This is a genomic window from Moorena sp. SIO1F2 (assembly GCF_010672755.1).
Classification (GTDB): Bacteria; Cyanobacteriota; Cyanobacteriia; order Cyanobacteriales; family Coleofasciculaceae; genus Moorena.
Window position 1 is genome coordinate 13,637 of record NZ_JAAHFV010000040.1, and the last position, 18,853, is coordinate 32,489.

The 18,853-nt window shown below is 44.7% G+C and carries 18 protein-coding genes and 1 pseudogene; 6 read left to right on the forward strand and 13 right to left on the reverse strand.

Translation table 11 applies throughout. The features are described from left to right. Positions 1-224: 224 nt before the first annotated feature. Positions 225-620, reverse strand: a pseudogene (gene tnpA, locus F6J94_RS07950) (IS200/IS605 family transposase). A 70-nt stretch (positions 621-690) separates the two neighbouring features. Continuing rightward, entirely contained in the window at positions 691-1,050 is a 360-nt protein-coding gene (locus tag F6J94_RS07955; protein ID WP_293038841.1) for a LapA family protein, read from the reverse strand. Between the two features lie 323 nt (positions 1,051-1,373). On the opposite strand from F6J94_RS07955, the gene pdxH reads away from it, so the two are divergent. Next, a complete protein-coding gene (gene pdxH, locus F6J94_RS07960) occupies positions 1,374-2,018 on the forward strand; it encodes a pyridoxamine 5'-phosphate oxidase (protein ID WP_293038843.1) in 645 nt (214 codons plus the stop codon). A gap of 170 nt (positions 2,019-2,188) precedes the next feature. Here pdxH and F6J94_RS07965 read toward each other — a convergent pair whose 3' ends face one another. The 3 genes from F6J94_RS07965 to F6J94_RS07975 form a co-directional block, all read right to left on the reverse strand. Continuing rightward, on the reverse strand, positions 2,189-4,249 hold the full coding sequence (locus F6J94_RS07965; RefSeq protein WP_293038845.1) for a DICT sensory domain-containing protein: 2,061 nt from the start codon (positions 4,247-4,249) through the stop codon (positions 2,189-2,191). Positions 4,250-4,446: 197 nt separating this feature from the next. After that, positions 4,447-5,226: a photosystem II S4 domain protein gene (locus tag F6J94_RS07970; protein ID WP_293038847.1), complete on the reverse strand. Its 780-nt coding sequence runs from the start codon at positions 5,224-5,226 to the stop codon at positions 4,447-4,449. Between the two features lie 245 nt (positions 5,227-5,471). After that, on the reverse strand, positions 5,472-5,978 hold the full coding sequence (locus F6J94_RS07975) for a hypothetical protein (protein WP_075904163.1): 507 nt from the start codon (positions 5,976-5,978) through the stop codon (positions 5,472-5,474). 361 nt (positions 5,979-6,339) lie between these two features. On the opposite strand from F6J94_RS07975, the gene serA reads away from it, so the two are divergent. Both serA and prmA read left to right on the forward strand, forming a co-directional pair. Then, on the forward strand, positions 6,340-7,920 hold the full coding sequence (gene serA, locus F6J94_RS07980) for a phosphoglycerate dehydrogenase (protein ID WP_293028302.1): 1,581 nt from the start codon (positions 6,340-6,342) through the stop codon (positions 7,918-7,920). A gap of 164 nt (positions 7,921-8,084) precedes the next feature. Further along, complete coding sequence (gene prmA, locus F6J94_RS07985; protein ID WP_293038851.1) at positions 8,085-8,981, forward strand: 50S ribosomal protein L11 methyltransferase; 897 nt, start codon at positions 8,085-8,087, stop codon at positions 8,979-8,981. A 15-nt stretch (positions 8,982-8,996) separates the two neighbouring features. On the opposite strand, the gene F6J94_RS07990 is transcribed toward prmA, so the two are convergent. The 4 genes from F6J94_RS07990 to F6J94_RS08005 all read right to left on the reverse strand — a co-directional run bounded on the left by F6J94_RS07990 (position 8,997) and on the right by F6J94_RS08005 (position 12,493). Next, on the reverse strand, positions 8,997-9,635 hold the full coding sequence (locus tag F6J94_RS07990; protein WP_293038853.1) for a HEAT repeat domain-containing protein: 639 nt from the start codon (positions 9,633-9,635) through the stop codon (positions 8,997-8,999). A 292-nt stretch (positions 9,636-9,927) separates the two neighbouring features. Continuing rightward, positions 9,928-10,764: a HEAT repeat domain-containing protein gene (locus F6J94_RS07995; RefSeq protein ID WP_293038855.1), complete on the reverse strand. Its 837-nt coding sequence runs from the start codon at positions 10,762-10,764 to the stop codon at positions 9,928-9,930. 339 nt (positions 10,765-11,103) lie between these two features. Further along, on the reverse strand, positions 11,104-11,592 hold the full coding sequence (cpcA, locus tag F6J94_RS08000) for a phycocyanin subunit alpha (protein ID WP_293038857.1): 489 nt from the start codon (positions 11,590-11,592) through the stop codon (positions 11,104-11,106). Positions 11,593-11,974: 382 nt separating this feature from the next. Next, positions 11,975-12,493, reverse strand: coding sequence for a phycocyanin subunit beta (locus F6J94_RS08005; protein WP_293038859.1), 519 nt, complete (start codon positions 12,491-12,493; stop codon positions 11,975-11,977). Between the two features lie 358 nt (positions 12,494-12,851). Here F6J94_RS08005 and F6J94_RS08010 point away from each other — a divergent pair, with 358 nt between their 5' ends. Continuing rightward, positions 12,852-13,007 carry a hypothetical protein gene (locus F6J94_RS08010; protein WP_293038861.1) on the forward strand — a complete coding sequence of 52 codons (156 nt, stop codon included), beginning with the start codon at positions 12,852-12,854 and terminating at the stop codon, positions 13,005-13,007. A 31-nt stretch (positions 13,008-13,038) separates the two neighbouring features. Here the strand turns inward: F6J94_RS08010 and F6J94_RS08015 are convergent, their stop codons facing one another. The 4 genes from F6J94_RS08015 to F6J94_RS08030 all read right to left on the reverse strand — a co-directional run bounded on the left by F6J94_RS08015 (position 13,039) and on the right by F6J94_RS08030 (position 16,379). Continuing rightward, positions 13,039-13,767: a phycobilisome rod-core linker polypeptide gene (locus F6J94_RS08015; RefSeq protein ID WP_293038863.1), complete on the reverse strand. Its 729-nt coding sequence runs from the start codon at positions 13,765-13,767 to the stop codon at positions 13,039-13,041. A 551-nt stretch (positions 13,768-14,318) separates the two neighbouring features. Further along, positions 14,319-15,065 carry a phycoerythrobilin:ferredoxin oxidoreductase gene (locus tag F6J94_RS08020; protein ID WP_075904181.1) on the reverse strand — a complete coding sequence of 249 codons (747 nt, stop codon included), beginning with the start codon at positions 15,063-15,065 and terminating at the stop codon, positions 14,319-14,321. Then, positions 15,062-15,799, reverse strand: coding sequence for a 15,16-dihydrobiliverdin:ferredoxin oxidoreductase (locus tag F6J94_RS08025; RefSeq protein ID WP_293038867.1), 738 nt, complete (start codon positions 15,797-15,799; stop codon positions 15,062-15,064). The genes F6J94_RS08020 and F6J94_RS08025 overlap by 4 nt, the downstream gene beginning before the upstream one ends. Before the next feature lie 319 nt (positions 15,800-16,118). Beyond that, a complete protein-coding gene (locus tag F6J94_RS08030) occupies positions 16,119-16,379 on the reverse strand; it encodes a hypothetical protein (RefSeq protein ID WP_293025441.1) in 261 nt (86 codons plus the stop codon). 398 nt (positions 16,380-16,777) lie between these two features. On the opposite strand from F6J94_RS08030, the gene F6J94_RS08035 reads away from it, so the two are divergent. Both F6J94_RS08035 and F6J94_RS08040 read left to right on the forward strand, forming a co-directional pair. Next, positions 16,778-18,049, forward strand: a complete 1,272-nt coding sequence (locus F6J94_RS08035) for an RNA-guided endonuclease TnpB family protein (protein ID WP_293038869.1) — start codon at positions 16,778-16,780, stop codon at positions 18,047-18,049. A gap of 168 nt (positions 18,050-18,217) precedes the next feature. Beyond that, a partial coding sequence (locus tag F6J94_RS08040; RefSeq protein ID WP_293038871.1) for a nucleotidyltransferase family protein occupies positions 18,218-18,853 on the forward strand: 636 nt, incomplete at its 3' end.

Below are 18,853 nucleotides of genomic sequence, written 5' to 3' on the forward strand. Positions count from 1 at the left end.
GATATTGTTATGATTTGGAGGGAGGACAAATAGGAGAACGAAAATCAGGAAGCCTAAATTTTACCTCTTGAATTTTCACTGTTGTAGAGACATTGAATACAACCTCTGAAACAAACAGGATTGATCTGAAAAGAAACCATAAATTTGCTATTTTTCGGCATTATTAAATGGTAGCAGTTATATTCGTCTATGGGCAGTAAAGTTTACTGCTCAAATAGAACAACTTACTGGCGCTGTTGGTCTTGTATGTACTTCTTAATAACTTCGATAGACCCACCGAAACGGTACAAACGCCCATAGCTTTTATTCCAAAGCGTAGGCAGTCTAGAGCGAAGTTGGGGGAATTATTTTGATATATAGAATAAATCCGTTTAATGTTTGACTGCTTTATAAACTCCAAACTTATGGTTAACTTCGATAGCAAGATGTAGATGGTCTGGCATTACTTCCATCTCTATAATTTCAATGTCCATGTTCCGGCAAGCTTCTCTAATTAACTCTTTGAGCCTGGTCTCAAGGTTGCCTGTAAGAACTTTTCGTATGTTGTACTTAGGGCACCATAAAACATGGTAATTACAAGAGTAAACAACATTGTTGTTAGACTTATATTGCTTAGGCATTGAATCCTATAGCCTATAGGGGAGATTCAGTTCCTTGACATTTTCCCAATCCCCAATGGCAATCCCAAAATTAGTCTAATAGTGGATTATCTGACAATGGGTCAGATGCCGATAAAAGCAACTGTTTCTGTTCAATCTCAATTTTGTATTGTTGAATGTCGTCTTCTAATTGTCTAATCTGTTCATCCTTCGAGCGTATCTGCCCAACCATCTTACGAGTTCCTATAAAATTGATAAATCGCGTCCACAAGTTGAATAACCAGGCTATTACTGCTCCAAGCCACATGGCTAGAATCAGTGCAATCGCCAAGGGAGCCTTAACCTGGATACCATCAATAATCCTAATGGAAACAGATTGGGTATTTTCCAAGCCAAATAAGACTAGTGCCAGACATAAAGCGAAAATCAGCAAAAAATTAATCTGTCGCATCAGCTTAATCCAAAACCGTTGCAGTTGCTTCCTACTTCTACAACAGATAACACGAAAAATCGGCTTTTTTAACTTGCCGATTACTGTAAAGTGCGCAGGTGTCCCAACGCCCACAGGTGAAGGACATCTACTTGGCACGGTGATCAACTGAACTTTTTATCTGTTCTCCCCCCGCTGTTTTGGGGGCTGGGGGGATCTTCCATTAGCTCAAGTTATGACTTTGTGCAGTATAGCAGCAGTTGGAGTTCCCTTCAAGCCTACACCTGCTTCGTAGGGAGATATCAAAGATGCCACCAAAACTGGTCAATTGTAAGGCAAGAAACATGAATACTAGAGTAGCTGATTTACGTAAGGATTACACATTGAAGGGTTTGAGTGAAACCGATGTCCACCCAAATCCTTTCGAGCAATTCAAAATTTGGTTTGACCAGGCAGTGGCTGCCGAGTTGCCAGAACCGAATGCCATGACAATAGCGACAGCAACACCCGATGGCAAACCTTCCGCCCGGATGGTACTGCTGAAAGGCTACGATCAGCGGGGGTTTGTCTTTTACACTAATTATGACAGTAATAAGGGGCAGCAGTTAATCGAGAATCCTTGGGCTGCCATCACGTTTTGGTGGGCTGAGTTAGAACGACAGGTACGGATTGAGGGGCGAGTCGAGAAGCTAACAGCCGCTGAGTCTGATGCTTATTTTAACAGCCGTCCCAAGGGTTCTCAGTTGGGGGCTTGGGTGTCAGATCAAAGTCAAGTTATTCCTAGTCGTGAGGTGTTGGAGCAACGGCTACAGCAACTGAACCAAGACTATGAAAATAAAGAGGTATCTCGTCCACCGCACTGGGGAGGGTTCCGGGTAATTCCATCAGAAATTGAGTTTTGGCAGGGACGTCCCAGTCGGCTCCACGATCGGTTGCTGTACAATGGTGGTGAGGATGGGGATTGGGTGATTAAACGATTGTCCCCTTAGTGAGCTGGTCTTCATTGTCTTGATGCAAAGCGCGAGTGGTTTGGGTTCTGTGTACGGAACCTGCGTTGGTAGTGCTAAAGATCTAGTGATTCGGCTAGGGTCTGGTCAAGGTAACAGGAGCTAAAATCACTACTTTTGTACCATCCCAAACTTTCGGTATCTCGAATCCCCTAACGTTTACGCCGAGCTTTTGAGTGCTTTGATTTTGGAGTTTGGATAATGGGAACAGTAAAGTAAAACTGAGAACCTTGGTCTTTGCCAGCTGAATTTGCCCAAATTTTACCGCCCCAGCCTTTGACAATTTGGCGACAAATTGCTAAACCTAGCCCTGTTCCCCCAGTAGTTCGCCGCAGAGCACCTTCTTCTTGATAGAAGCGGTCAAAGACAGCTTCCAGCCGATTGGGTTCAATACCACGTCCAGAATCTTCGATAATAACTACTATCATGGAATCATCCAGTGTTTGGATACTTATTTTTACTTCTCCTTGTGGGCTGGTAAATTTGCAAGCATTATCGAGAAGTCTAGCTAGAGTTTCAACTAGCCACTCCCCGTCGGCTTTGACTAATGGAAGGTTCTCTGGAACTTGAAGCGATAAACTAGGTCGTTCATCTTCAGAACGGCGAGCGCAAACATTACTCAGGGAAAGGTCAATGCACTCTCTTAGGGAGAGGGATTCTGGGTGCCATTCCACACGACCACTTTCTAAGCGAGAAAGAGTAAGGAAGTCCTGAATCAGTTTCCGCATTCGTTCAGCGTCAGTGAGGGCAGTATTGAGCATCACCTGACGCAATTCTAGGGACATATCTGGCTCACTAGCTAGACTCTCAAGACATACTTGAATTGTGGAGAGAGGAGTGCGCAGTTCATGACCTGTAATCGCTACTAAATTGCTACGGGTGCGGTCAAGAGCTTCTAGCTGCTGATTCAAATCTTCTAGGTTGGCGTAGGCTTCGGCTTGAATCAAAGCTACACCGACTTGAGTTGCGATCGCATCCACTAAGGCTAACTCATCCTTTTCCCATTGATAAGGTTGGGAACCACAATGATGTATATCTAACATGCCCAATAACTGACCCTGATACAGCACTGGTACTTTCAGCCAAGAGCGAATGGCAAGCTCTTGGACTAGATTGTGCAAGGTTTTTGATCGTCGATTACCAGTTTTATTTCTGGAATTAGTACCGTTAATCCGAGGATCTGTCTGGGTGTCTTCTACATAAATCCGTTCTCCACTCTGGACAACCTCTTGGAATAGGCAATTGTCTTGCAATGGCCATATTTTTCCTAGTGTGGGCACTAATGGTTCATCCCCCTGACTAGAGGGCTTTAAGAACTCATGATTGATGATAGTAGTGGTATCTGTTGCTTTACAGCGATAAATCAGACACCGTGATGCATCAAGGGCTTTACCCAACTCTTGCACAGCGACTTCAAGAATGGCATTGGGATCAAGGGATCGCCTAATGGCGTTGGAAATAGAATTGATCAGAGATTCTTTCTTGCCCTGAGCAGCAATGGAGCGATAGGCTTTGAGCAATTTATACTGACCTGCCTGTAGGTAAGTCACCAAACGCTGGACAAAAGGATCAGAATTGGCGGAACTTTGAGCTTGGTCGAGAAGGGATAGATTACTGGTGGAGTTTTGGGTTAATCGAGGACTAACTACTAATGAATCGTCTAAATACTGAGATTTTGCCTGTTCAATCTTAGCGGCTAGTTCAGGTCGGTAAATTTGAATGCGATTGAGTAATATCTCAGCTGCTTTTTTACTCACCGTCCGGTCAAATGTCCAGATTCCTTCAAAACGTCGGGATGAGTCCATTTCCCCATTGGTAACCTCTAGTATTGGTGAGGGTCGTTCTTGACAAATCAAACAGTTTGTGTAGCTTTGCCCAATAACTACCAAATGCCATTCTTGAGAGAGGGTATCGTTGGGTTCAAATGCCACGGTTTCGTGATACTCTGAACTACTCTTAAATTCTGTTTCCGGTGCTGCTAGTACATAGACTTGGGGGGTCTGTTGAGCAATGCGTCGATATCGATGAGCTTCCTGACGGTAGAAACGCTCTCGCTGGAAGCTAGCAATGACCAACGGCTGCTCTGAGCCAGCTAATACCTGATCTTCCATGGCATGGGAAAGTGCGGTCAAAGAAGACTTAAAGTACACCTGTGACCGCAGTATAGGTATAGCTTGCAGTAAGCTTTGCAGCACGGAAGTCGTAATAATCATTAATAAATTTTCATCACAAATGCTAGGTATTGTAGAAACCCCAGCTATGGGCGACGGGGAACGAAAAACCAGTCAGGCTCTTTAGTCCCAGTCAGGGTATGGGGTGCTGACAACCTATAGACTTTTATGTGTACCTTTCTCAATTTATCTTATACACAGGGGATTGAACACAGCGAATGTTGAAGCCTCACTCTGTTTCAGATGTATCGCGTTAATTCAACCCGATATCGTTGTTTTTTAGTAATAGAGACATCCCCAACCTCCAAGCGTCCTTTACCGCGAATGGCAATCAAATCTCCAGATTTGACTGTATAGCTAGATTGTTTGACCTCTTTCCAGTTAACCCGCACATCCCCAGTGGTAATGAAATCCACCATCTTACTGCGGGACATACCAAACCCAGCCGATGCGATCGCATCTAGACGCATGGAAGCTTCTGTTGTTGTTCTGAGTTTCTTTTTCGGCTCCTTAACCTTGAGTTCACTCAAATCAATCCGTTTAGTTTTGACAGGTACCGAACGCACCTGATTTAAATTCAGCTCCAGAAACTCTACCAACTCTGGTACGACAATCACCTGAGCACCTCGCTCTCCCAAGACAATAATGTCCCCAATCTTCTCTCGCACCAATCCAGTGCCCAGAATTGCTCCCAAGAAATCCCGGTGAGTTGCGGTATCAAACAAAAAATTCCCAGCAATATCCAAACCCACCACCTCTACCTGAGATTGATCCAGAGGCAATTCCTCACGGGCGATCCCTAACCGTTGCCGTTCCGCCTGAGGATATCCTCCCCAAGCCAGCAATTGCACCTCTGTCAACCGTTCAAACTGCTGAGCAACCTCTACCAAAACTGGCGGTGATAGAAAATCAGTCAATACGACCTCCCAAGTCTTAATTGCTTGATCAGCTTGATCAATCACACGAGCCACATCTTCTCGATTCTCTACACTTTTTAAAAGTTCTTCTCTAGGTAGCATTTCTAATAGCTTGTTAAAGATGTTTTTCTTTCAAAGAATGCTCTAAATAAGTATTTCCTCAAATTTTAATCAGAATTTAGCAATAGGTTACCAGTGTCGTTTACCATCTATTACCCATTAATAAAGATAAAAGTTATCTTTATTAATTTTTATTAATTTTTATTTACATTTAGGCTTAGTTACTTCCCACTTTTTGAGCCTTTGGGATTTTTACCACCAAAATAATTGCGCAACCCTTAAATAGTCTAGAGGAACTCATACCGTTGAATAGTCTCCGGCTGGAACTGACGCAGAATTTTAGTCCCTAGCTCTGTCAAACTCTCGGATCCCTGAACAACAATTAAGTATTTTCCCTCATTCAGACGGTTCCGATAAGGCAGTGCATCACCACTACCAACACTCAACCCAACCCCACCTCCAACGAAAACGCTACCCATTGCTGCTGCGATCGCACCAAATACCCCTCCCAGGAGATGATTGCCAATTTCGCTAGAGAAGCCAAACAGTTTTATTTCAGTTAGCACATTGAACAGATAACCCGCCGCAAATCCAAAGGGAACCAACCAATATGCCATTCGTCGGGCTCCCTTGATTCCCTGTTGTTTGGGGTCAATGAATCCAAACTCATCAGCACTCTTATATCCTCTACCCAAGATACTTACTCGATCCATAGGTAACTCTTCTTTTTCCAAAGCAGTATAAGCTTCTTCTGCCTTAATGCGGTTGGGGAATACAGCAATCACATATTTCATCGCCACTTGTGCTGATTATCTACATTTAAAGTTTACTTGAACTCTTCCTTGAGCTCCTTTTGATCCCCCGCCTCAAGCACAGGGGTTTTCAACAGTTAGAGTTTTGAGAAATTTTCCATCAAAGATGGGGGAAACTTAAAATCTTTTAGATCACTAGCGATCCAGGGATACCTTTGCCGTTAAGATAGCATACTGCGGTCAGAGCTACTGAATGTGAACAAATCGACCTGTTCAACTACATTTCCTTGTAGTTAAGTGCTATTTGATGATGGTTCATCTGTACTACTATTGGGGTTGATCTGAGTTTCTCATGGCATAGCTCCAGCACCGTGTGTATAGCCCATTAACCTATCTCCTGGTCATGTCTAAGGTTCTTGTTTCTGACTCAATTGATCAAGCTGGTATTGATATCCTTTCCCAAGTTGCTCAGGTTGATTTCAATCCGAATCTATCACCGGAAGAACTATTGACAATTATTCCAGACTATGATGCTCTGATGATTCGCTCTGGCACCCGCGTTACCCAAGAGGTAATTGAGGCGGGCAAGCAACTCAAGATCATCGGTCGTGCTGGTGTTGGGGTTGATAACGTCGATATTCCAGCAGCAACTCGTCATGGGATTGTAGTGGTTAACTCTCCGGAAGGGAATACTATAGCCGCAGCCGAACATGCCCTGGCAATGATGCTAGCCCTATCTCGCCATATCTCCGATGCCAATCAGTCAGTTAAAAGCAATAAGTGGCAGCGTAAGCTTTTTATTGGCACAGAAGTTTACAAAAAAACCCTTGGTGTAGTTGGCTTGGGTAAAATTGGCTCCCATGTAGCAACTGTCGCCCGAGCAATGGGAATGAAGTTGCTGGGCTATGACCCCTTCATTTCGGTAGAACGGGCCGAACAGCTAGGCTGTCGTTTAGTCGAGATGGATTTGCTGTTGCGCGAGTCTGATTACATCACACTCCATATCCCGAAAACTCCAGAAACCGCTCATCTGATTAATGACGAAGCCATTGCTAAGATGAAGCCGACTGCCCGAATTATCAACTGTGCCAGAGGAGGCATTATTGATGAAGAAGCCCTGGCTAAGGCACTCAAAGAGGGTAAGATTGCTGGTGCAGCATTGGATGTTTATGAATCAGAACCACTAGGAGAATCCCCCTTGCGTGAATTGGGGAAAGAAATCGTTCTGACCCCCCACCTAGGGGCATCTACCACAGAAGCCCAAGTTAATGTTGCTGTTGATGTAGCCGAACAAATTCGGGATGTCCTCTTAGGCTTACCCGCCCGTTCAGCAGTTAATATTCCTGGATTGTCACCCAATGTGATTGAAAAACTCAGACCATACATGGAGTTGGCAGAAACTCTGGGTAACCTAGTTGCTCAACTGGCGGGGGGACGCATTGAATTACTTGATGTCCGATTACAGGGAGAGTTAGCTACCAACGAAAGCCAGCCCTTAGTGGTTGCTGCCCTCAAAGGCTTACTTTCCCAGGCACTGCGAGAGCGGGTAAACTATGTCAATGCATCCATTGAAGCAAAAGAGCGGGGCATTCGGGTAATTGAAACCAGGGATGCTTCGATGCGAGACTATTCTGGGTCCCTAGATCTATCAGCTACCGGTTCCATGGGGAAACATTCTGTAACGGGTGCTTTGTTAAATGATGGGGAAATCTACATTACCAGTATCGACGAATTCCCGATTAATGTTCCTCCCACTCACTATATGCTGTTTACCCTACACCGGGATATGCCGGGAATTATTGGTAAAATTGGCTCTCTACTGGGTAGTTTTAATGTCAATATTGCCAGTATGCAGGTGGGCCGCAAAATTGTGCGGGGTGACGCAGTTATGGTGCTTAGTCTAGATGACCCCTTACCGGAGGGAGTTTTGACAGAGATTATGAAGGTGCCAGGGATTAGGGATGCTCACACGGTAACTTTATAAGTTCAGTACTGAATACGTTCAGTACTGAGTGCTGAGTGCTGGGTGCTGAATATGGGGAAAAGGTTATAGGTACAAACAATCTTGCTCCTTAAGTGTAGAGCAGGTACCTCCCCCTGCTGACTCCCCACTCTTAAACTCAGCACTCTTGACCTCGGAACTAAGATATGGCAAACAGCTGGTGGGAAATTCAAATTTTGTGCGACTCTGCCTTAGAGGATTTAATCTTCTGGCGATTGGAGAAGTTTGGTTGTCGAGGAATGTCCACCCAGCTTAAGGGACATTCTCAACTAGTGCTGGCTCACTTACCCCAAATACAAGCACAGCTGTTGGATCTGGCAGCCCTTGCCCTTTGGGTAAATCAGGATGCCCTTACTGTAGGGCTGCCAGTACCGATAACTCGGTGGCACCTGATTGATGAGGAAGATTGGGCAAGTAGTTGGAAACAATACTGGGAACCCCAAGAAATTGGCGATCGCTTTTTGATCTATCCCGCCTGGCTACCCTTACCAGACCCTTCCGAACGGATCTTGTTACGCCTTGATCCCGGAGCAGCATTTGGCACAGGTACCCATCCCACCACTCAGTTATGCATGGAAGCATTAGAGATGCGTCTAGGCTTCAGCAGTGATCACGACAATGTCGTAGCGGATATTGGCTGTGGTTCCGGCATTCTTTCCATTGCCTCGGTGTTGTTAGGGGCTAAAAAGGTCTATGGCGTGGATATTGACCCATTAGCCGTGGGTGCTGCCCGCAACAACCGCTCTCTTAACAACATGTCTGAGCAGGATCTGGTAATAGAACAGGGTAGTCTAGAAACCTTGTCTAAGCTTACTAATGGTGAACCAGTAGATGGAATCCTCTGCAATATTCTGGCAGAGGTGATTATTGATTTAATTCCACTAATGAATGCTATTGTGAAACCCACCAGCTGGGGAGTTATCAGTGGTGTGTTATTAGATCAGGTGAAACCGATTGCTGATACCCTAGAACAAAATAACTGGATTGTCGCCACCCTCTGGAAGCGTCAGGATTGGTGTTGTTTTAATATTCGGCGTTCCTGATTACTGATTAGTCATTCATGCAAGTTGTTGGATAGCCAGTTGGATACGGGTGCCCACTGTTACATCGGTTTCAGTCTTGAACATTTGCGCTAAATGAGTTTTGATAGTCTCAGCCAGATCCGGATAGGTGACCACTACAGCAGTAGCTAGACCTTGCAATCCTACTACGGAAGAATAACGAACTACCCATTCGGAGTCTTGGCAAGTTAGCAGTAGTGTTTTAAAAGCTTGCTCTTGGGCAGCAGGAATTTTATCTTTAGGCATATCCTCCCAGTGCAGGTTGCCCAGACCTTTTGTAGCAGCTCGACGGACGCTCATAGAAAAGTCAGTTTCAGCAGCTTCGATTAAGGTATCGAAGGCTCTAGGATCGCCAATTCCTGATAGTGCGCGGATTGCCCAGGCTCTACCTCCGTAGTTATAGTCATCAATTAGGTTTAGCAATTGCGCTACTGCTGTTTTCCCGAATCGCACTACCCCACCGGCAGCTAATTCTGCTGCACCTGGGTTATTGTAGCTAAAAACTGCAATTAAAGTGGGGATTGCAGCTTCTATATGGGCATTAGCCAAGATTCTCACTGCTTTTACTAAGCTATAGGCAGAATCTGCCTCTTTCACAGCTCGAATTAATTCTTGCTCTCGGGTTGTGTTGGTCATGCAGGGGTCTAATATCAAGTCTGGTTGAATACCAATAATCTAGGGGAGTTTAGGGAGATGCGAATATTTTTATTAAGGGTAGTTATCCTGACATGATATAAGCTTAAAGGTTGTTTTCCCTAAGGGTTTTATCGTGGTAGGTTTAAAGCAAAAAGCAAAAGTATCAAAACCTAATAGTTTTGAAGTAATGCTTCTATAAATGGTTAGATCAAATGACCTTATTAGTATAGATTGATAAAATTTTAGGTAAAATTTTTTTATACTTCATCCTTCATCCTTTAAACTTTACAGTTCAAAGAAGACCATCCATCAAGTTCATAATTTTAATTGCAGTCTCCGATAGGTAGCAACTATCAGTGGGATGGTTTTCTAAGTAATGCTCTAGAATTCCTTTGAGCGCGATTAACCTGAGACTATTTTCTGCCCAGGTCTTAGCGATCGCATCGGCTGCTGGTAAATAACCAATTGCCCCGAGATCGGAAAGAGCTGCCCGCCTCAGTTGCACTTGATTAGCACTCAAAGCTTTAATTAAACGTTCAACATAAGTAGGGTTTTGAGTTAGCTGGTACATTGCCCGTGCGGCGGCATACTGTTCCAACTCGTTGGGATGTTCTAGGAATAGTTCAATCAGGTCAATCGCTTCAGTTACACCAAGATCCCCCAAAGCTTCGATGACAGCATTGTAGGGTTGGGCGAGGTGGGGACATCCGGGTATAGGCTGGGCTGCTTCTAAACCTCCATCTAGGAGTTTGATCAGCTTGGGAATACAGGTACGATCTTCTAACATCGCTAAAGATTGTACCGCTGCTTCCCTAACATAAAAATCCGGGCAGTCTAAACAATCAATCAACGCAGGCACAGCTCGATGGTCTCCTAGTTTGCCCAGGGCCCTGGCGGCATTTCGGCGCAGAGGATATCCTCCTAATTCTGTCTGGTTGTCCTGATCCTCTAGCGCAGCGATTAGGGCATCAATTGCCAGTGGTTCCCGGACTCGAAACTTTCCTAGCCACCATGCTGCATAATAGCGAAGCCCCTGGTCGTTTCCTTTTAGATTGGCGATCGCTTGCTCTACAGTTAATGACTCAGAGTTATCAGTCTCAACATAATTTTCAAGACTAGGCTGCAACATGTTAACTTGCTAATTTAAACTTGTGAATTTACACTTGCTAATCTTAGACTTGTTAATTTTCATTTTACGCACGCTACTGTCTCCTGTCTCCTCAAAAAACCTACCAATTTCTTACTTTATTCTTCATCCTTGATCTGATTACTTGGTAGATATAGGGTACCTAAATCAATGGTGAGCATTTTTGATGCCATATTCCCTACTCCCTGCTCCCTGCTCCCTAATCCCTGCTCCCTGCTCCCTTTGCTATAGACAAACTGTATAGACAAAACAATGCCCGGAAAGGTCAGCAGATGCTAGTTTTTGCTAACACCTGCTGACCTTTCCAGGCCAAAATAGCTATTAGCTCAGGGCATTAATAGCGTAGTCAATGTAGCTATTTGCCTCAGTAGCAGGCTGACCACTTAAACCATGGTTAGCCTTGATGTACTTGAGGGCTTCGATGTACCAGCTCGGAGACAGCTCGAAGGTACGGTTGATTTCATCTAAACCAGCAATCAAATACTCATCCATCGGTCCGGTACCACCAGCAACTAGGCAGTAAGTCACCATACGCAGATAGTAACCGATATCACGGGAGCATTTTGCCTTGCCTGTAGCGTCAGATGCGTAGGTTGGTCCAGGCATGCTAGTGGTGTAAGGGAATTTGTTATACACCGCTTGGGCTGCACCGTCAGTCAAGGTTGAGGCTTTAGCAGTTAAGGCTTTTGCCGCTTCTAAGCAAGCTGTAGCCCCCTTGAATCGACCGAAGGCACTCTGAATTTCTGCATTACTTAAAAAACGACCTTGAGCGTCAGCAACAGCGACGGCTTCTGTAAGCGGGGTTTTCATGGTCTAGGTATCTCCCTAATATTTTGTCAAGTTTTCAAAAACGTTTGAAGTTGTGATAGTTAGACAGCAAGTGATATGCCGATACTTTTTAGCTACCAAAGTCTACCAAAGGCAGACCTTAGCTCGCCAATGCAAGATGCAATAGCATCCAGGGGGTATCTCCCAAAGCTCTGACGGAATATCCCGCAAGCGCCATAAAAATGTCAAAACAGTTGGTTCCACCGGGATAGAGAGCGCAACTATTAAACCCTTGGTTTTCGGCTTTAATTTAAGTTACATAATAATCCCTGTCAGTGTTACCCTAATTTAAGTCTAACAAATCATAACAGTTTTTGGTAGACTCTGCGACATTTTCGATGAGCTTTTACTAACCTTCAGTTTTTTAGGCAACCGCACCAGCTGCCTTATCGAAGTAGCTGGAAATTTCAGCCATCAGAGAGCTGCAATCACCAGGGGTGATGCCATTGGTGTCGTTAGCGATCGCAATCGCAGCTTCCTTCATCTTTCCTACACCCACTGCTACGGAAGCACCAGGAGTTCCCAGAGCTAGGTAGGTTTCCCGCAGACCATTGAGGCAGCGGTCTTCCAGCACACTAGCATCACCAGCAAAAATGGCGTAAGTCACATAGCGCAGGATGATTTCCATATCGCGTAAGCAAGCAGCCATCCGACGGCTGGTGTAGGCATTTCCACCAGGATTGATTAACTGGGGTTGCTCAGCAAACAGAGAGCGAGCTGCGTTAGCCACAATGGTGGAAGAGTTGCTGGTAATACGGTTGACTGCATCCATCCGCTTGTTGCTGTCAGCCACCATAGCGCTAAGAGCATTTAGTTGGTCATCACTAATGTATTGACCTTGGGCATCAGCCTGAGAAACAAGCTTAGTAAACGCATCAAACATTGACGGAATCTCCTACGTTAGTTGGTTTTGTTTCAAAACGGGCTTCAGTTAAACAGACTCAGACTGAATCAAACTAAATCAAGCAGCCTGAAAGGGGATATAACATGCTCCAGCCACAGCCAATACTCCTAATCTCTCTGTTTTGGTCTTTGTCCTAGTCTTTGTCCCATTAGTTTGGTAACAAAACGGATCGTTAAGAAAAATTACAAAACTTCACGTTTTGGTGAGAGACCTAGGAATGCTGTGTGTCAACCAGTTGGTTGGCTTTTGCCTGTCACTATTTACCCTTCAGGTAACTTTTATACAATGATGTCGAGCCTTTATTCGTTACATCTTGTTAAGAGTTTAAGATTTTTTGATGTCTGATTGCAACGGCAGATCAGAACTCGCTTGCCATGGCTACCCTGTGGATTTGCTCCACATTGGTGCTGGAAGCCTCTTGGTTGCTGACTTTCTGCTCAAGACACAGCTCAACTGTTCACTCCAGCTAATTGGTCTAACTGTTGGTAGGTAAGTAACATTTCTTATCAAAACTACAGTTAGAGCTACAGACTGATAATACCCCAGGCCGCTAAGGCGACCGCAATTGTTCCCCCAAGTAAGACTACAGCCCCTGCGGTAGTGATTACTGCTCCTAACAAGCGCACTGGGGCAGGAGGATAATAACTTTTGATTGGTTGGTATTTGAAGTAACCCAGCTGTTGCAGTTGGGTGCGGTAGTCTTCCCCATAACGAGGCATGCGGGCAAAGGGTAGATCACCTTGAGTACGCTGAGGTATTATCCGCCGCCGCTGATAAGGCACGGTGTCATCACCAAAGTTTTCCAGGTACTCGTTGCTATTGAGCAAAGCATCAATAAAGTTTTTTAACCCTTTGGTAGCCAGCACTATTGACCAGGCTAACTTCTCCCGCTCGCTGTAGACATCACGCCCCAAGATGCGTTGTACACACATCTGGACAAAACGGTAGTTGTTGTTAGCCTGATAATTGCGCTGCCAAAAAGGTTCAGATGTTGCTAGACCACGAATGAAGTCGCGCACCGTGATTTGACCAAACCTGAGCTGTGATTCTAAAAAGGTTTGGCGGTTGCTTGTCAGAATCTGTTGTTCATTAAAAATCTGACTATAGGCTGCCCTAATCAAGTCATCCATTTGCGATGGAGAGAGCAGATGAGCTGTAGTGTATAGTTTAGGCTGCTCATCTCCAGGCACCTCATATCCAGCGACCCGCTGATTTTGGCTTGAGGGGGGATACTCTAACAAAGGAATTGTCATTAATCACCTCTATGATCGTAAACCTCAGTCACAATGACAGATTAGGGGATGAGCTTCATACAAGCCTAACTTTTTTTACGTTTTTTAATCAAAAGACATAATTTGTTATCTTAGCCAAGTATTCAGTAAGCTGTCGCCCATTTAAACGACCTTGTCTTGATGCAAAGCCCTGGTGGGGAGGGGCTGCATCAAGACAAGGATTTGAGATATATAAAAAAAATTTGTTTCTGGCTACTGTTGGCCTTTGGCGCGATCGCTGCTATGGAGGAGGCTAAACTCTTGCCCCTTCAATTAAAAGCTCTAAAATTGTAGGAGTATCGAGTCAGGAGCTTTGAGTCATAATAAATGGAGTCAAGATATATTAATTGCCAGTTAATTGGCAATTAATCAGAGTTTTATCAACAATAAAATTCTGTATTATTCCCATCAATTCTGTAGTCTTATCCTGACTTATGACTCCTGACTCCTGACTCCTGACTCCTGAAAAAACTAACCAATTTCTTACATCGAACTGAGGTTAAGTTTTAAGATCCTAAGAATTCCAGTAGTGCTTAACTTGCCTTTGCCAGCTTCCGCTCTAGATCAAACAAGAAACCATGGATGTACTCCTCAGTCCATTCGCTCCCATAAAATCTCTGAAACATACCACGAGCTGGGTCTTTTTCAGCACGATAACCCAGATAACGCAGTTGAGCTTCCTTGATCGCTTCGAGATGCTGGGAATCGGTAATTAGTTCTGCCTGATCCACAAAATCCAAGTAAGCTGTCAGATAGTCCTTGAACGCAGCAAAAACCCGATTTTCCACTACTTCCGTTTCCTTAGGGCGTGTCCACAGGAAAGCTGGGGAAAAGAACGGTGTTGCTTCCTCAGGAAAGTCTCCTCCCCAAGGCAAATGCTGTTGATGGGCCTTGAAAATCGGTAGGATAGGTTCGGTGTAACGAGCTTGATAGGCTGGGTCATCCCGGAACAGGGGCTGCATATCTAAGGCAATCAGATGTCCACCAGGTAAGGTCACTAAGTCAGCCCCGAAGAAGGGGAGGTCATAGTTGAGGTGGGGGAAGATCACAAAATTGAGTACCTGTAATGCTGCTCCCCCCTGGACATGAGCAGCTCGAATTTGTCTGATTTTGGGTGCAGCAAAGGCATAACTGGTGGTCAGGACATCTTGCTGCTTTTTCCCTTTCCCCACTGTTGCGAATTTGCTTTCAAACCCAGGGGGAATGGGATAAGGCTGTAGATCAAGGCGCTCTTTTAGATATGCGATCGCGTAGTCTAGAAACGGCTGATAGAGAGTCATTTTTGGCTTGGACTAACGGCTAAAGGCATGGCATCTTCAAATAAGAACTCATATAAGAATCGCTCTGCCCACTCGGGACCAAAGTAGCTGCTGAAAAGACCATGGGCTGGGTCTCTGTCGGCACTATACTGGTCGTAGTCTTTCTGTGCCTTAACAATGCGCTCAATATCTTCTGGCTCAGTTAGAGGCTCAGCTTGCTCCACCATTTGCCAATATAACGCCAAGTAGTCTTTGTAAGCCTCAAAGACTTCTGTTTTCACTGTCTCTAGGGAATCGATTTTGGCAAACAGTAGATACTTAGAGAAGTACTGGTTGGCATCATAAAACTTCATTTCTAAGTTTTGTGCCAAGTCCTGATAGCGATCGCGAATGACTCGCATCGGTTCAATGTATTTTTCCTGATACGCTTCATCCCTGAACAATGGCTGAAAGTCTAGAACCACCAGGATCTTCTTTTTGCCAAAGGCTAAGAAGTCAATCCCTAGTAAAGGCAGATCGTAACAGTGACTGGGATACATCACACTGTTAAACACTTGGGAGACTGGTCCAACATCCATGTAGGTATAGCGAATTTTCCGCAATTCCGGGCATTGGTAACACCAGCTTTGAATAATTGCCCGATGTTTAGCGCGATCGCTTACCTGGCGTTCTAAGCCTGGGGGAATTGGTTGACTGCTTAAATCAAACCGCTTGAATAGCTCTTTTTCCAGATAGTCCAGGAAAGGCTGATACATTTATATTGCTCGTATACATAGTAAAACCCTTACTGAGCATAGAGGATCGCGATACTTCCTGTCTCATTTCTCCCAGACAAAGAAATAATCGTTAACATTTGTCTGATCTAACCTTTGTCTGAGCTAACCTTTGGCTGACTAAGCCACCCAAATCTACCTAAGGGGAAGCGTAAGCATTCAGCTAATCCACTACGCGCACCCTACTTGAGGTGCTATCAGCTAATCCGCTACGCGCACGCTACTTGAGGTGCTAATCCGCTAGGGGAAGAGTTTTTGAATAAGCGATGCAGCGCCGCCAAAGGGGTTTTCCACGGGGCTTTCAGCGATGCAGCGCGGACGCAGGTTCCGCAGGCAGCCCCTCCCCATGAGCGACTGCATCAAGACAACAGGTAAGCATTGGTTTAATCTCAGTGAAGTCACAGGCTGGAAGCTTATGCCACAAAGCTGACCGCTGACCGCTGACCACTGACCGCTGATCACTGGCCGCTGTTCGCGCAGCGTGCGCGTAGCGCATATGCTTATGGGGAAGCTTTCCTTGCCACCCTGTCAAAGCATTAGCAAGGAAAGCGCTGCCAGTCAATAGGGATTAGGTAAAGACTAATCCCTATTGTGTTATATGGCAAGGTACTTCATCAAAACTTTGCACACTTACTAGTTAAATGTACTGAAAACCCCAGTTTTTTCTGTAAGTAGTAAGTAAATAGTAATCAATTACTGAATAGATTATTTTAACAAAACTCGCGGAATTCCCCACCCTCTTCCAGGGTGTTGAAGTTACCGTAAGTAGAGGGTCGCCTTTATGGTTGGTCAGCTATGAGGAAAAGGGTTAAAACTGTAAGATTCGCGGCTCCACTCTACTAAGGCGCGCGTCTCTAGGATTGATAGCGAGACGATAGCCTAGTTTGAAAGACCCAAGAATTGACATGTTAATACGAAACACATATAATATTAACAAAGGTCGAGAAGCAGGTAAGCGTAGTGAAACACAAAGCCGTCAAAGTCAGAATCTATCCCACTCAAGAACAGGTTCAAATCCTTGCTCAACATTTTGGGTGTGCTCGTTGGTGGTGGAATTATGCGCTAAATCACTGTATAGAAACCTACAAGGAAACTGGCAAAGGTCTGAAACAATCTGCGCTCAACTCCATGCTTCCAAGACTTAAAAAAGAAAAAGAGACTGAATGGCTAAAAGAGTGTTACTCTCAAGTTTTGCAGTCTGTAAGCCTCAATCTTAGTCGCGCTTACCAGAACTTTTTTGTTCGCGTAAGTGTGGCCATAGGCCAAGGTAGAGCAAAATATCCTAGATTCAAGTCATACCATCAGCGTCAATCAATTCAGTATCCGCAAAAAGTCAAGCAGGTAGGTGATTGTCTTAAATTCCCTGGGAAATTAGGGATTGTAAAAGCAGTAATTCATCGACCACTAGACGGAGAGATTAAGACTGTGACAGTCAGTAGGACTCCTTCTGGCAAATATCATGCTTCTGTGTTGATGGAATACGAGTCTGTTCGCGGAGCGGCTCTGAAAGAGCAAGGTACAAAACCGTCTGCGGATGGAAAAGTGATTGGTATTGATTTAGGTATCAAGGATTTTGCAATCACCTACGATGGCGAAAAGACCTCTAAGTTCAGCAACCCTAAGCACTTAGCGAAATACGAAAAGAAACTAGCCAAGAAACAGCGTATTGCTGCCCGGAAGGAAAAAGGTAGTAATAGGCGTGCAAAAGCCAAAAAGATTGTAGCTAAGGTATACGAACGGATTGGAAATGTCCGCCAAGACTACTTACACAAGCTGTCTAGAAAGATAGTCGATGACAACCAAGTAGTAGTAGTCGAAAACTTAAACGTCAAGGGCATGGTTCGTAACCATAAACTAGCTAAAGCAATATCTGATCTAGGTTGGGGAACCTTTGTAAATTTTATCTCCTACAAATGCGAAAAAGAAGGTAAAATGTTGGTTGAAATAAACCGGTGGTTTCCTAGTTCTAAGACTTGCTCTAATTGTCATTATCAAATCAAGGAGTTGCCGCTTGATGTAAGGACTTGGACTTGTCCGAGTTGCGGAACTCATCACGACAGAGATGGTAATGCAGCAAAAAATATCAGAGCAGAAGGAATCAGAATGCTATCCTCCTCTGGGACGGGGGAGGTCAACGCCAGTGGAGAAGAAGTAAGACCAAGACGTGGGCGTCCGTCCAAGTTAAGGCGTTCTTCCGTGAAGCTGGAAGCCCCGACCTCTACGTTCGCGTAGCGTGGCCATAGGCCAATTAGGTCGGGGTAGTTCACTTAATTACCTTTGAGCCGTAATTCGCTAATTTTCCCATTTTTTTTAAAGGGAAAATTAAAGTCTTAAGTGCCATTCTATCCGCCACATGGATGGTGGTGGTTTCTACAGCGCGAGTTTTTAGATTAACTTTGGATGATGACTTTAACCCCATTAACTAATATAGCATCAGTATCGATAACTAACCGAGAACTCCAAACTAAACCAGAACTCCAGTTACTCCTCTACTGTGTCCGAACCAGCATCGACGAAGCGACTGCTAAGTCTATCAAAGGTTTACTGCTTGAGCAAGACATCGACTGGACTTATCTGCTCAAAACAGCTCGCCGTCAGAAAGTCTTACCGCTGCTGTACCATAGTCTCAAAAATACCTGCCCAGACCTGGTTCCCCAGAACATCCTCAAACAACTCCGAAATTATTTCCAGCACTTAGTCGTACACAACACATTTCTCATTCAGAAACTACTCAACCTGCTGACTCTTCTGGAGAAACACGGAATTTCTGCTATCCCCTTCAAAGGGCCTACCCTTGCTGTTTCAGTTTACGGCAATCTGGGGCTGCGGCAGTTTGGTGACTTAGACATCCTGGTTGATAAGCACGACATCCCCAGAGTGAAAGAATTACTCTTGTCTCAAGGGTATGAATTGCAAAAAGACCTGGGCTGGGAGTATCACTTTGTGGATAAAAAGAGTCGAGTTTGTATTGACCTTCACGAGGGGATAGTACCCGATTTATTCTGTTTGCCATTAGATTTTGAGTATTTGCGATCA